General features: G+C 68.9%; 14 protein-coding genes. 7 read left to right on the forward strand and 7 right to left on the reverse strand.

Translation table 11 applies throughout. The features are described from left to right. Nucleotides 1-101: 101 nt before the first annotated feature. The gene (locus ACFV9G_RS14775) at nt 102-1,598 is read left to right on the forward strand and encodes an MFS transporter (RefSeq protein ID WP_378728223.1); all 1,497 of its coding nucleotides are present in this window, start codon (nt 102-104) and stop codon (nt 1,596-1,598) included. A 21-nt stretch (nt 1,599-1,619) separates the two neighbouring features. Here the strand turns inward: ACFV9G_RS14775 and ACFV9G_RS14780 are convergent, their stop codons facing one another. Then, on the reverse strand, nt 1,620-2,771 hold the full coding sequence (locus ACFV9G_RS14780; protein ID WP_378728224.1) for an alcohol dehydrogenase catalytic domain-containing protein: 1,152 nt from the start codon (nt 2,769-2,771) through the stop codon (nt 1,620-1,622). Nucleotides 2,772-2,832: 61 nt separating this feature from the next. Here ACFV9G_RS14780 and ACFV9G_RS14785 point away from each other — a divergent pair, with 61 nt between their 5' ends. Next, nucleotides 2,833-3,402 (forward strand): TetR/AcrR family transcriptional regulator, encoded by a 570-nt coding sequence (locus tag ACFV9G_RS14785; protein WP_378728225.1) that lies wholly within the window; start codon nt 2,833-2,835, stop codon nt 3,400-3,402. Nucleotides 3,403-3,406: 4 nt separating this feature from the next. Here the strand turns inward: ACFV9G_RS14785 and ACFV9G_RS14790 are convergent, their stop codons facing one another. The 3 genes from ACFV9G_RS14790 to ACFV9G_RS14800 form a co-directional block, all read right to left on the reverse strand. Beyond that, entirely contained in the window at nt 3,407-4,294 is an 888-nt protein-coding gene (locus tag ACFV9G_RS14790; protein ID WP_378728226.1) for a bile acid:sodium symporter family protein, read from the reverse strand. 185 nt (nt 4,295-4,479) lie between these two features. Next, on the reverse strand, nt 4,480-4,815 hold the full coding sequence (locus ACFV9G_RS14795; RefSeq protein WP_378728227.1) for a DUF1048 domain-containing protein: 336 nt from the start codon (nt 4,813-4,815) through the stop codon (nt 4,480-4,482). A 109-nt stretch (nt 4,816-4,924) separates the two neighbouring features. Then, entirely contained in the window at nt 4,925-6,232 is a 1,308-nt protein-coding gene (locus ACFV9G_RS14800) for a DUF222 domain-containing protein (protein ID WP_378728228.1), read from the reverse strand. 565 nt (nt 6,233-6,797) lie between these two features. Between ACFV9G_RS14800 and ACFV9G_RS14805 the strand changes: the two genes are divergently transcribed. Both ACFV9G_RS14805 and ACFV9G_RS14810 read left to right on the forward strand, forming a co-directional pair. After that, nucleotides 6,798-7,700: a sulfite exporter TauE/SafE family protein gene (locus tag ACFV9G_RS14805; RefSeq protein ID WP_378728229.1), complete on the forward strand. Its 903-nt coding sequence runs from the start codon at nt 6,798-6,800 to the stop codon at nt 7,698-7,700. Between the two features lie 131 nt (nt 7,701-7,831). Next, nucleotides 7,832-8,185, forward strand: coding sequence for a YciI family protein (locus ACFV9G_RS14810; protein WP_378728230.1), 354 nt, complete (start codon nt 7,832-7,834; stop codon nt 8,183-8,185). Nucleotides 8,186-8,216: 31 nt separating this feature from the next. Here the strand turns inward: ACFV9G_RS14810 and ACFV9G_RS14815 are convergent, their stop codons facing one another. Then, nucleotides 8,217-9,146 (reverse strand): Lrp/AsnC family transcriptional regulator, encoded by a 930-nt coding sequence (locus ACFV9G_RS14815; RefSeq protein ID WP_378728231.1) that lies wholly within the window; start codon nt 9,144-9,146, stop codon nt 8,217-8,219. A gap of 193 nt (nt 9,147-9,339) precedes the next feature. Here ACFV9G_RS14815 and ACFV9G_RS14820 point away from each other — a divergent pair, with 193 nt between their 5' ends. The 3 genes from ACFV9G_RS14820 to speB are packed head-to-tail and all read left to right on the forward strand — an operon-like array spanning nt 9,340 to nt 12,303. Next, nucleotides 9,340-9,765, forward strand: a complete 426-nt coding sequence (locus tag ACFV9G_RS14820; protein ID WP_378728232.1) for a nuclear transport factor 2 family protein — start codon at nt 9,340-9,342, stop codon at nt 9,763-9,765. Next, nucleotides 9,762-11,315, forward strand: coding sequence for a purine-cytosine permease family protein (locus ACFV9G_RS14825; protein WP_378728233.1), 1,554 nt, complete (start codon nt 9,762-9,764; stop codon nt 11,313-11,315). The genes ACFV9G_RS14820 and ACFV9G_RS14825 overlap by 4 nt, the downstream gene beginning before the upstream one ends. Nucleotides 11,316-11,355: 40 nt before the next feature. Then, entirely contained in the window at nt 11,356-12,303 is a 948-nt protein-coding gene (gene speB / locus ACFV9G_RS14830; protein WP_378728234.1) for an agmatinase, read from the forward strand. A gap of 12 nt (nt 12,304-12,315) precedes the next feature. Here the strand turns inward: speB and ACFV9G_RS14835 are convergent, their stop codons facing one another. Then, nucleotides 12,316-13,299, reverse strand: coding sequence for a TerC/Alx family metal homeostasis membrane protein (locus ACFV9G_RS14835; RefSeq protein WP_378728235.1), 984 nt, complete (start codon nt 13,297-13,299; stop codon nt 12,316-12,318). Then, nucleotides 13,296-13,598, reverse strand: a complete 303-nt coding sequence (locus tag ACFV9G_RS14840; RefSeq protein WP_378728236.1) for a hypothetical protein — start codon at nt 13,596-13,598, stop codon at nt 13,296-13,298. Before ACFV9G_RS14840 ends, ACFV9G_RS14835 begins: the two co-directional genes overlap by 4 nt. Nucleotides 13,599-13,693 lie beyond the last annotated feature (95 nt).

Consider the following 13,693-nt stretch of genomic DNA (forward strand, 5'->3'; position numbering starts at 1 on the left):
TCCGGATATCGGACTTTCTTCTCGTGACACCTCGTCCGGCGCAGGGTCGTGCCGTGGCGTACGACGCAGGCGGCGCCGTCTCGGACGGCGCAGGAGGTGGAATGAGCGAGTCCGAACCCACTGAGGTGAGTGCCGCTGCGCGTTCCACCCTGATCGTGGTCTGCCTGGTCAGCGCGGTGATGGCACTCAACGCGAGCTCTCTCAACGTCGCGCTGCCGACGCTGAGCCGGGAGTTCGAGGTGAGCTCGGCGGAGGGGAGCTGGCTCCTGCTCTCCTACATGGTCGCCAACACCGCCTGCCTGCTCCTCTTCGGCCGCCTCAGCGACGTCTGGGGGCAGCGGAGCCTCTACCTGGGTGGGCTGGTCCTCTTCTCGCTGGCGAGCCTGCTGGCCGGCTTCGCTCCGAACGTCGAGGTCCTCATCGGGCTCCGGGTGGTCGCCGCGATCGGCGGCGCGGTGCTCATCGGCAACGGCGCCACCCTCATCCACCAGGCCTTCCCGCGCTCGTCCCTGGGCGGCGCGATGGGCCTGTACGCCGCCTCGTTCCCCACCGCCAACCTGCTCGGGCCGACGCTCGGCGGGCTGATCGTCGACCACGTCGGCTGGCAGTGGGTGTTCTGGTTCAACGTGCCGGTCTGCCTGACCGCGCTGGTGGCGGGACATCTGCTGCTGCCGCGACCTGTGGTGGACAAGCGCGCCGTCGGGCTCGATCTCCCCGGCAACCTGGTGATCATGGTCGGCGTCGTCATGCTGACCCTCGGGATCACGTCGCTGACCGACCTCGGGTGGCTGCATCCCCTGGTGATCGGATGCGTCGTGGGATCGGTCGTCCTGGTCCCGGTCCTGCTGTTCGTCGAGCGGCGGGCGACGGCTCCGGTGCTCGACGTCGCCGTCATGCGCCGGGTCGGGAAGCTCTTCCTCGCGGGCTTCTTCACGGGGGCCGGAAGGTTCCCGCTGGTCGTGCTGGCCAGCCTCTACTTCCAGAGCGTCGTCGGCGTCGCCCCGGGGACGGCGGGGATGATGCTGCTGCCGATGCCGATCGGGATGATCAGTGCCTCACTGACCCTCGGTTGGCTCTCGCGCCGCTGGACGCCACATCAGATCATGTCCGGAGGATCGGTGGTGGGCACGTGTGGCGTCGCTCTGGTGGCGCTCGCGATCCATCTCGAGCTGACCTGGATGGTGATGGCGACGCTCGCGATCGTCGGCCTGGCGACCGGGCTCTTCATCGGCACCAACGCGACGGTCCTTCTGGAGCGGGCGCCCGAGGACGCGCTGGGTGTCGTCAACGCCACGCGTCTGATGCTGCAGAACACGGGCAACGTACTCAGTCTCGCCGTCGCCCTCACCCTTCTCACCGCGATCCTTCCGCCCGGACTCGGTGAGTCTGTGCTCGCTGCGAGCGTCCCGGCCGACGGTGTCGGTGCGGTCAACACGGCCTTCACGCTGGTCTGCCTCTTCCTCCTTGCCCTCGGCGCGGTCGGAGTCTGGTACTCGTTCCCGCGTCGGGCCGACGCCGAGGACGCGATCCGGCCGCCGCCCGAGGTTTCGGTCGCTGGTTGCCGACAGGTCGGACTGCCGAAGGAGATGCTCGACTGAGTCCCGAAGGACGGCCGGGTGTCAGGCGAGGTCGAGGGGGTCGCGGTGGAGCACGACCTTGGTCGTGTGCGCCGGGTAGGCCTCGACGGCGTCGTCCCAGTCGGCGAGCAGGCTGGTGACACGCTCGGCCTCGAAGCCGGTGCGGGCGATGAAGTCGAGCATCTCCGGCAGGTGCGGTCGGACGTGGGAGACGCCGACCTGGAGGGTCGCGCTGGTGGCGTACATGTCCATCACCGGGAGCAGGGTGTTCGCCCCCAGGTAGTAGCCGTTGCCGGTGCAGATTCCGCCGGGACGAAGCGCGCGCAGCGCGTCGCGTAGACCCTGGCCGGTCGAGGAGGCCTCGACGGCGACGTCGTAGCGCTGCGTGATCCGGGGCATCTGCGACCTACGGCGGGTCCCGTCGATCTTGTGCGCGGTCGCCCCGAAGCTCTCGGCGATCTCCAGGCGGCTGTCGCGATCGTCGAAGTAGTCGACCCGCTCCGCGCCGAGCAGCACGGCGAGACCGGCGGAGTAGAGGCCGATGCTCTGCGCGCCGCCGCCGATGACGATGACGCGACCACCCGGTCGCTGGGCGAGAGTCGGGGCGACCCCGCGCCAGGCGTCGGTGAGGTTGTCTCCGGCCGAAGCGACCCGCAGTGGGTCGACGCCGGCGGGGACCCGGACGAGCATGTGGTCGGCGTACGGGATGCGGAGGGTGTCGGAGATGACGCCGCCCCAGGAGCCTGACATCGGCCCGAAGCCGAAGCACGAGAGCGTACGTCCCGGGCTGGTGGGCAGGAAGGTCGAGCACTTCGCGGTCAGGCCGAGGCGACACTCGTAGCAGGTGCCGCAGGACACGGCCCAGGGGACGACGACGATGTCGCCCACCCGCTTGTCGGTCACCGCCTCGCCGACGGCGGTGACCTGGGCGATCGCCTCATGACCGATGCCGAACGGGCCGGCGAACGGCTCCTTGCCGATGATGTCGGCAACGGTCGGGTCGATCACTCCCGACCTCATCGCGGCCTGCATCGCCCGATGCTTGATCCCATGGAGGTGAAGGGGGAGCGCGTCGCCGTCGCAGCGGCTCGCGACGAACGGCCGCACCAGCGCGTCGGTGGGGTCGACCAGCACCGGGTCGGGCTTCTCGACCCAGCCGATCTGGCCGGGCTTGATCAGGTTGAGCTCTCGCATGCCCGTCTCCTTTGATATGCTATGTGGCGTAGCATAGTAGCGAGTCTCGAAGGATGAGTACATGGGGTTGCGGACCGACACCAGGCAGCGGATGGTCGCCAGCGCGGCGCTCCTGCTGCGCGAGCACGGCGTCGCCGGTACGTCGGTGGCCAAGGTGCTGGCGCACAGCAACGGTCCCCGGGGCTCGGTGGGATTCCACTTCCCCGGAGGTCGTCGCGAGCTCATCACCGACGCGCTCACCTGGGCGGGGGAGACCGTTACCGGCAACCTGCGCGACGCGGTCACTGCCGGCGTCGGCCCCGAGAGAGTCTTCGCAGCGATCTGCCAGCACTACCGGACGCAGCTCGTCGACACCGACTTCGCGGCCGGATGCCCGGTCGGGGCGGCGATGCAGGAGGCCCACCACGACGCTGACCTGGCGCCTGTCGTCAGCGGCATCGTCGCCGACTGGCAGGGCGCGCTCGCGGCCCTGCTCGTCAGCGCGGGTCACGCCGAGCGGGAGGCCGACGATCTCGCTGTGCTGGCCATCAGCTCGCTCGAGGGCGCGATCATGATGGCCCGCGTCACCAGGTCGGCGGCGCCGATCGACGTGGTCGTCGACCGGATCGCTCCGCTGCTCGCGGGGGAGTAGGAGTTCAGGTGGTGATGTCCTGCGGGGTGGAGCTGCGGGCGATGCGCGACCGGGTGATGAGGAAGCCGAAGGCGGTGGCGAGGACGTACATCACGATGCTGTAGACCGCGGCCGGGATCGCCACGGTCGTGTTGTCGAGCACGCTGAGGGCGATGGTGAGGGCCACGGTGGTGTTGTGGATCCCGACCTCCATCGAGGTGGCGATCGCCTGCGCCTGGCTGAGCCGGAACACCCGAGCGCCGAGGTAGCCGAGGCAGAGGCTCGCACAGCAGAACAGCGTCACGACCACGCCGATCTCGCGGAGGTAGTCGGCGATGTTCTCCCGCTCCCCGAGGATCGCGCCGACCGAGACCATGACCAGTACGACGATCGAGAAGATCCGCACCGGACGGTCCGCTCGGGCGGCGAACGTCGCCGACCGGCTCCGCACCAGCATCCCGATGCCGACCGGAATCAGAACGATCGCGATGACCTGGACGACCTTGCCGAACTGCAGTCCCAAGGTGTCGCCCGCGTCGAAGTAGCTGATCGCCGCGTTGGTGATCAACGGGATCGACACCGCCGCGAGCACCGAGTTGACCGCGGTCAGCGTCACGTTGAGCGCGACGTCGCCACGGAACAGGTGGCTGAACAGGTTCGCCGTGGTCCCGCCCGGCGACGCTGCCAGCAGCATGACCCCGACGGCGATCAGCGGATCCACGTCCGCGACCACGACGAGCCCGAACGCGATCATCGGCAGGACCACGATCTGGAGCGTGAGCGCGACGAAGACGGCTCGTGGAGTGCGTACGACCCGGCGGAAGTCTCCCGGGGTCAGGCTCAGGCCCAGCCCGAACATGATGATGGCCAAGGCGATGGGGAGGCCAACCGAGAGCAGGGCCGAGTCGTTCACTGTGTTCCTCCAGCATGCAGGGCAGCCGCCACGATCGGCCGTATGAGATGTGCGTCACAGTGGACCACGCGGACGAGGTGAACCACAGTCTTATCCGGACATTTCGACCCGCGAAGAACGTATCCCCTGTCGCGAGCGGCCTTCTCGGCTCGCGACAGGGGATATGCGGGTGGGCATCGCTGGCATCAGACGAGCTTCTGGGCGACCTCGTTGAGGTTGGCTCGCAGCTTGGCGCGGTAGGCGTCGTGCTGCTCGGGCAACCGGGCGTCGCAGAACGCGGCCAGATCGGGGCCGGTGACTTCGAGGACCGGGCGTCCGGCGGCGGCTTCGGTCTCGAACTGGTCGAGGACCTCGCGCAGGATCTCGACGATGTCCATGCCGTCGCCGGCGGTGAAGCGCCACATGTAGCTCTTCATCTCGCTGTAGACGGTGCGGTAGTCGGCGGGCAGTTCGGCGGCGCGGGCTTCCATGCGCTTCCAGTCCTTCTTGTCACCCACGAGGCGGTTGAGGAGGTTGTTCATGGTGGTGCTCCTTCTGTGGTTTTGTTCGGTCCCTGGTGGGGCCGATGGAAGAAGCGTGCGGCCCTGACGCAGCGTCAAGGTCAAGCACTGATCCGAAGAAAGTTTGTGATCACGCCGCGAGGCGGCGCCCGAGGATCAGATCGCGCAGTCGGAGTTCTCCCCGGGACAGCGGTGGCCAGAGTGGTGGTGGGTCTGGTTTCCAGGTGTCGGGTGGTGGGCTGAGATAGGTGTGCCCAGTGGGTGTGGTGGTGATGATGCTGCCGTCGGGTCCTGGTCTGGCTTGCCAGCCGAGGGCTTCTTTGGCTTGGTTGCATCGTTCGCACAGACCTTGGAGGTTCTGGGCGGTGGTTTCGCCACCGTCGGTGTGGCGTTGGATGTGGTCGATGTTGCGGATCGGGGCATCACAGCCGTTGGTGCGGCAGGTCCCGCCGTCGCGGGTGGTGATGAACTCCGCGAGCCCGTCGGGTGCTTTGCGTGAGCGGGACTCCATCGCGACCAGTGGCCCGGCCGGGTCGGTGAACAGTCTGCGGACGAAGACCTCGGCGTCGTTGAGTGCTTCGCGTGCCCAGGCGGCGGGGACGGGGCCGTAGCCCTCGACGATGGCGGGCTGGTCCGTGTCGTTGGTGAGGGAGTCGGCGGTCATCACGATCTTGACCTCGATCCGAGGCTTGGCCCCGGCGGCGCTGCGGCCGGTGATCCGGTCGATGAGGGTGTCGGCCATGACCTGACCACGAGTGCGTTGGTCACCTGCTGCCGCAGCCGCCTTGGCTGCCTGGTCGAGGGCCGCGAAGACGGCGACGCCGTCCTTGACCGGCAGCAGCGCACCGAGCCAGGTCATCGTGTCCGGTGCCGGCCGGACACTGACGCGACGGTCCTTGACGGCGTTGGCGGCCCGGGCCACGACCGATGTCTGGTCGAGACTGATGGCGAGCTTCTTGGCGGCGTTCTCGAGCTGCCGCAGCCCCATCACGACCACCTGCGGCGCCTCACCGTCGGGCCCGGGGGCGCAGAGCCGGTGGTCGATGACCCGCCGATCCTCCACCGAGAGACACGCCGTTTCGCGGGCCAGGATGGTGGCCTGCCATTGCGAGAACAACCCGGCTTTCATGAGCGCGAAGGTGTGCGGCATCTCGGCGATCAGGACCTTCGCCAACCCGAGGAGCTTGGCGCCCTTCTCGGGTGAGACCCGCCGCGCCAACGCAACCTGGGAGGCCACCCCTTCACCAAGCTTGCGAGCAGGAACACCAGCCGCTGATTGACGCTCGCGGACGGCTTCCTCCAGACGTACCGCCGCCTCTGCCTGCACAGCCTCGGCGGTGCACTTCACGGCCTCGAGGCGACTGATCCAGTCGACCAGCTCACCCTCGGACGCACCGGGAGGTGGCCCGTCGAGGAGGCGGTCGATGGTCTCGTACATGGCCGTTATTATATGCGATCGAGCACCACAGCGCGACCTATTTGTGCTGGTCAAATGACAGTTATGCAGTCAGCGAACAAGCAACGTGAACTCCGCGCCACTCCCTCGCCGCCGCCCCGATATAGGCGAAATCCTTCTCGATCGGGTGCCGAGTCAAGGACCGCGAAGCGGCCGGCGAAGCCGGCGCCCGAAGGGCGTCCTTGACGCGGCACGTGATCGAGAAACACTCAAAGCAAGGGTCGGCGGCGAACCCCGAAACGAAGAACAGTCGCCAAGCGAGCACTCCCGACGCAAGAGGACTGTGTTGGTCTCGACACGCCTCCGCCTAGCGGCTCCGGCGGCTCGACCAGCGGAAAACCCCTCCGGCGGCTCGACCAGCGGAAAACCCCTCCGGCGGCTCGACCAGCGGAAACCCCCCGGGCGGCTCGACCAGCGGCGCGGAAGCGGCTCCGACGGCTCGACCCATCCGCCCATCGAGAAACCCCAAAACACCCCGATGCGCTATGTACAGTAAATAGCGTTACATTACTACTTCGCCATTTTCGATCGCACCTAGGAGGTACGCGTGGAGCGGCTCCTCATCTTTGCTCTCGTCGGTCTCGCGGCCCAGGCGGTCGACGGTTCGCTCGGCATGGCGTACGGCGTCACCTCGAGCACCCTGCTGGTCGCGACAGGGGTCGCGCCAGCGGTCGCCTCGGCGTCGGTGCACCTGGCCGAGGTCGGGACGACGTTCGCCTCGGGCGTGTCCCACTGGCGGCTCGGGAACGTCGACTGGAAGGTCGTGGCCAAGATCGCGATCCCGGGCGGCATCGGCGCGTTCGTCGGCGCAACCGTTCTCTCCAGCCTCTCCACCGAGAGTGCCACTCCCTGGGTTTCCGGTCTCCTGCTCGTCCTGGGCCTCTACATCATCGCCCGCTTCGTCTTCGGCAAGCCGCCGGTCTTCATCCCGGGACGTCGCCCGGGGCTCGGTCTGCTCGCGCCGCTCGGTCTCTTCGGTGGCTTCATCGACGCGACCGGTGGTGGCGGCTGGGGTCCGGTGACCACGCCCACCCTGATCTCCAGCGGCACCCTGCATCCGCGCAAGGTGATCGGATCGGTCTCCACCGCCGAGTTCGTCACGACCCTCTCGGCGAGTGTCGGGTTCCTCGTCGGACTGGCCGGGGAGGCGCTCGACTGGCGCGTCATCGGTGGCCTCCTCGTCGGCGGCGTGATCGCCGCCCCGTTCGCCGCCTACCTCGTCAAGCACCTCTCGCTACCCATCCTCGGCGGCCTGGTCGGCAGCATCATCCTGATCACCAACGGACGTACGCTGCTGCGCAACTTCGACGCGGAGTCGGTCGCCGCCTACGGCGCGCTCTTCGCCGTGGCCGCCGTGATCGTCGCCATCGCGGTGCGGAAGTCCCGCGGCACGCCCGCAGGTGCCCCGGAGGGGGAGCCGGCAGCCGAGTCCGAGGCAGCCAACGCCTGACCGCGCACGCATCGGCGCTCGCGCGACCGGTGGAAAGTTCTTCCGATGTCGATGTCGAAGGAGAACGATGTGGTTCGACGCACATGTGTCGGCCACCGAAAAGCGGTTGGCCCCGAACTGAGGAGCACATCATGCCCCGTTTCATGGGCTTCGTGAGGATGGAAGAGGGAATCGGCCCGGCGCCGGAGGCCCTGTTCAAGGCGATGGACGACTACATCGGCGAGCAGGCGGCGGCTGGACACTTCCTCGACGGCGGCGGTCTCTACGGCAGCGAGGACGCGGTGAACTTCCTGGTGGAGAAGGGCGAGGTCACGCGTGTCGACGGTCCGTACGCCGAGGCCAAGGAGGTCGTCGGCGGCTGGGCGCTGATGCGCTACGACACGCTCGAGGAGGCGATCGCCGGGCAGCGCGAGTTCGCGCAGCTGCACGCGACGTACTGGCCGGATTGCAAGATCGTCGCCACCCTGCGCCAGATCCCCGACTAGGAACCTGCCGGGCTGAAGCTTCGGCGGTTGCTCAGCCGCCGCCGAGGTGCAGGGAGGCGTAGGTCTCTTTGACGAAGCGGAGATGGCTCCAGGTCTCCGCCTCGCGGACGCCGGTGAGCTCGCGGATGTGGTCGAGGACGCCGACGAGGTCGCCGGAGGTGGCGGTGCTGACCGTGAGCAGGGCGTCGTAGCGACCGAGGGTCCGGGCCACGAAGGTCACCGACGGGAGCTCGGCGAGCTGCTCGGCGATCGGGCGGTGGGCGGCGCCGTCGAGTCGGAGGCCGACCCCGGTGGCCGTACGCCGCTCCTGCCCCGAGTGGCGCACGACGGCCCCTACCCGGACGACGTTCCCGTCGAGCAGGCGCACCACCCGGCGACGCGCGCCGGCGGGGGAGAGGCCGACGCTCGCGGCCAGGTCGACGTAGGAGGCACGGCCGTTCGCCTGCAGCGCGCGCAGCAGGGCGTAGTCGGTCTCGTCGAGCGAGCCGGCCGCCGGGGCGGGGCCGACCGGGGCGGCGACGTCGCGGATCACCTCGGTGTAGAGCAGTGTCTCGGTGGTGACGATGCCGTCGATCGTCCGCACCTCGGCGAGGGCGTCGTCGATCCGGCCGATGTCCTTCGCCCGCAGCTCGAGGACGAGTGCGTGGTGGCCGCTGGTCATCGAGACCAAGGTGGTGTCCTCGCGCGCCGCGGCCGCCTGGGCGACGTGGGTCGCGGGGCCGTTCACGGTGACCGAGACGTGGGCGAGCACGTCGTGGCCGAGGACGGCCGGGTGAACGACGCCCCGGACGTCGATGTGCCCCTCGCTCAGCAGCCGCTGGACCCGGGTGGCCGCAGCTGATCGGGAGAGACCGACCTGGTCGGCGATCTCGCGGTGGGTGAGGCGGCCGTCCTTCTCGAGCAGGACGAGGATCGCCTCATCGGTGCCGTCGAGGACGCCGGGCGTGATTTCGTTCGACATTTTTTGGGAGCGTCTCCAAGGTCGGATCGATCCTCCAGGACAGGGATCGACTGCCATTATGACGGATCCTCCGGGTCTTGCAGGCATATCGACAGCTATTACGGCCAGGTTAAGAACGAAACGATTGCGGCACCTCTTGGGATGCTCTTAGAGTGACGCAGATCTCGGCCGACCCACAGACCCAGGAGGCCCGGTGTCCACGATCACCGCCCCATCAGCCACGCTGACCGAGTCGCAGGTCCACGAGGCCGCCGACCGGCTCGTCGCGGCCTTCGCCGCGACCGACACCGCGGCCTACTTCGCCTGCTTCGCCGCCGAGGCCAGCTTCGTCTTCCACACAGAGCCGCGCCGGCTCGACGACCGCGCTGCCTACCAGCGCCTCTGGGCCGCCTGGGTCGCCGAGGGCTGGCGGGTCGAGTCCTGCCGGAGCAGCGCCCGTCTCGTCCAGGTCCACGGTGACACCGCGGTCTTCAGCCACGACGTCCTCACCACGACCTCGACGAGTGGACCCGCCGAGACCACGCGGGAGCGGGAGACGATCGTCTTCCGTCTCATCGACGGCGACCTTCTCGCCGTGCACGAGCACCTCTCCGCCCACCCGAGCGAGGACGTGAGATGAGCACGCAGGTCCAGCCTCCCAAGGTCACCGAGGTCGAGCAGCACGGCGTCGAGCCGATCCCCGACCCAGAGCGCAGCGCCCGGCCGATCGACCTGTTCCGGCTCACCTTCGGCGGCGCCAACACGATCGCCACCGTGGTGCTCGGCAGCTTCCCGATCCTGTTCGGGCTCTCCTTCGCGCACGGCCTGATGGCCACGCTGCTCGGGCTGCTCCTCGGTGCCGTCGTCCTCGCCCCGATGGCCCTGTTCGGCCCGCGCAACGGCACCAGCAACTCGGTCAGCTCCTCGGCCCACCTCGGCGTCCACGGCCGGATCGTCGGCTCGTTCCTCTCCTTGCTCACCGCGCTCGCGTTCTTCTCGATCTCGGTCTGGAGTTCGGGCGACGTGCTCGTCGGCGGCGCCAACCGCGCGGTAGGGCTGCCGGAGAACGACCTGACCCTGGCACTGGCGTACGGCCTGTTCGCCGTGCTCGTCCTGGTCGTGTGCATCTACGGCTTCCGGTTCATGCTGCTGGTCAACAAGATCGCCGTGATCGCTGCGACCCTGCTCTTCCTGCTCGGCATCGTCGCCTTCGCCGGCGACTTCGACCCCGGCTACGCCGGTGCGTTCGGCGCCGGTTCTGAGGCGTTCGGTGAGCCCGGCTTCTGGGCGGCGTTCGTCGGCTCCGCGCTGATCGTGATGTCCAACCCGGTCAGCTTCGGCGCCTTCCTGGGCGACTGGGCGCGCTACATCCCGCGCGAGACCCCGGGACGGTCCTCGATGGCCGCCGCGTTCCTGGCGCAGATCGCCACCCTCGTACCGTTCTGCTTCGGCCTGGTCACCATGACGATCATCGCCACCCGCGAGCCCGAGATCTTCGCCTCTGGTGCGTACGCCTCCGGCCTGCTCGCGATCGCGCCGGGCTGGTACTTCGTCCCGGTCGCCCTGATCGCCCTGATCGGTGGCATGTCGACCGGCACGACCGCGCTCTACGGCACCGGCCTGGACTTCTCCAGCGTCTTCCCGCGTTTCAACCGCGTCCAGTCCACGGTGCTGATCGGCGTCTTCGCGATCGGGGTCATCTTCATCGGCCGCTTCGTCTTCGACGTGGTCTCCAGCATCTCCACCTTCGCCGTCCTCATCGTCAGCTGCACCGTCCCCTGGATGATGGTGATGATGGTCGGCTGGTACGTCCGGCGTGGCTGGTACGACTCCGATGCACTCCAGGTCTTCAACCGCCGCCAGCGCGGTGGCCGCTACTGGTTCGCCCACGGCTGGAACTGGCGCGGCCTGGCCGCCTGGCTGGTCGCGGCCGCCGTCGCGCTCACCTTCGTGAACCTGCCCGGCCAGTTCGTCGGTCCGGCCGCCTCGCTGATCCCCGGCGGGGTCGACATCTCGATCCCGCTCGGGATGGGCCTGGCCGCGCTGCTCTACGTGGGACTGCTCTTCGTCTTCCCCGAGCCGCGTGATGCCTACGGGCCCGAAGGCGCTCGTCTGGTCCCGACCGGACCGGCCGCGAACACCCCGGTCACCTCGGTGGACGGGCCCGCGCCCGCTGCCGTCGTCGGCTGACCCGCCCCCGCTGCACCGCACCACGCAAGGAGAACCACCCATGCCCGTCGGGCCCCTCGACGCTTCCAAGAACCCCCGCTACGCCGGCTTCGCGACGTTCGCGCGGCTGCCCCGCCTAGACGAGGTGGAGCACGCCGACATCGCGGTCGTCGGGGTCCCGTTCGACACCGGCGTCTCCTACCGGCCGGGGGCCCGCTTCGGTCCCTCGCACGTGCGGGAGTCCTCGCGCCTGCTGCGTCCCTACAACCCGGCGCTGGACGTCTCGCCGTTCGCCTCGGCCCAGGTGGTCGACGCGGGGGACATCGCGGCCAACCCGTTCCACATCAATGAGGCGCTCGACACCGTGCAGGCCTCGGCGCTCGAGCTCACCGCGGGCGGGACCCGGCTGGTGACGATCGGTGGCGACCACACGATCGCCCTGCCGCTGCTGCGTGCCGCCGCAGAGCGGCACGGCCCGGTCGCGCTGGTGCACTTCGACGCCCACCTGGACACCTGGGACACCTACTTCGGTGCCGAGTACACCCACGGCACCCCGTTCCGGCGGGCTGTCGAGGAGGGCATCCTCGACACCGAGGCGCTGTGCCACGTCGGCACCCGCGGACCTCTCTACGGCAAGAAGGACCTCGAGGACGACCGTCGCTTCGGCTTCGGGATCGTCACCTCCTCCGACGTCTTCCGCCAGGGCGTCGACGAGGTGGTCGAGAAGATCCGGAAGCGGGTCGGCAACCGTCCCGTCTACGTCTCGGTCGACATCGACGTCCTCGACCCCGCCCACGCCCCCGGCACCGGCACCCCCGAGGCCGGCGGGCTCACCTCGCGTGAGCTGCTGGAGATCCTGCGCGGCTTCGTCGGCCTGAACCTGATCGGGGCGGACGTGGTCGAGGTCGCCCCGGCGTACGACCATGCCGAGCTGACCGGTGTCGCGGCATCGCATGTCGCCTACGACCTGATCTCCCTGCTCGCGATGCGCCACGCGGGTCAGGCATGACCGGCCTCGCGGTCAGCGCGCCCCCGCGGTGTCACGACTGCGGCGACGCGTGGCCAGGTGACTGGTGAGGGCGGTCACGGCGAGGACCCCGGCGATCACCGCGAGGGAGGCCGGCGTGGGGATCTCGGGAACCGCCTCCCACCGCTGGTGCGCCCAGTGCAGCCCGAGCTTGACCCCGATGAACGCGAGGATCACCGCAAGCCCCACGTCCAGGTGCACCAGCCTGTTCAGCGCGCCCTGAAGCACGAAGTAGAGGGCCCGCAGCCCGAGCAGCGCGAACGCGTTGGTGACGAACACCAGGAACGGGTCGCCGGTGATGCCGTACACGGCCGGCACCGAGTCGACGGCGAACACGACATCGGTGGTCAGTACGGCCAGCACCACGAGCGCGAACGGTGTGAGCGCCCGCCGGCCATCCACCCGGCCGAGCATCCGCGGACCCTGATAGTCGGGCGTGACCGGGACGAAGCGGCGGGCCAGCCGCACGCTCCGCAACGTGTCGACGTCGACGGTCCCGCCGCCGGTTCCTTTCGCGACGACCTTCACCGCGGTGGCGATCAGGATCAGACCGAAGACCAGGAACGTCCAGTCGAAGGCCGCGAGCGCGACCGCGCCGATCGCGATGAACACCGCCCGCAGGGCCAGTGCGCCGACGATGCCGTACAACAGGACGCGCTGCTGGAGTTCGAGCGGGACGGCGAACGCCGCCAGCAGCAGCATGAACACGAAGAGGTTGTCGACGCTGAGCGACTTCTCCACCAGGTAGCCGGTGATGTACTCCAACCCGCGCGTGGAGCCGTAGCGCCACCAGACGAAGAGACCGAACGCCAGTGGCAGCGCTATGTAGAAGACCGACCAGCGCAGCGCCTCGCGCATCGACACCTCGTGCGGGCGTCGAGTGATCACGAAGTCGAGTGCCAGCAGGACCAGGAGGGCACCGACCGTGACCAGCCACAGGGTAGGCGTCGCGAGCGAGTCGATCGCCCCGGTGCTCACCTAGCGTCCTGATGCCGCCCGGAATCGCTGTGGCCCGGCTTGTGCGGGAGTGCCGGATGGTGGTGATGCTGGTAGGTCCGGGCGATGTCGTACACCACGAACGCGACCAGTGCGCCACCCCAGATCGCGAGGCCGACCCAGGCGAAGACCTCGCCCAGCGTGATGGCCTGCGCCTCGGCCGATGCCAGCAGCGACGGCTGCTCCGGCCTGGTCGGTTCGGTGCCGTTCGCGTCGGCCTCGGGCGGCGGCTGAGACTGCCACACACCGAGCACCGAATGGTCCCACAGGGTCATAGACATCGCTGAACCTCCATCGAATAGTCCGACGAAGGTCTTCCTCAGCTGGCGCTCCACGGGCCGGGCGGGAAGCCGGGATGACGACACGTGGCTACGGA

The sequence above is a fragment of the Nocardioides sp. NPDC059952 genome (assembly GCF_042730435.1).
Lineage (GTDB): Bacteria > Actinomycetota > Actinomycetes > Propionibacteriales > Nocardioidaceae > Nocardioides.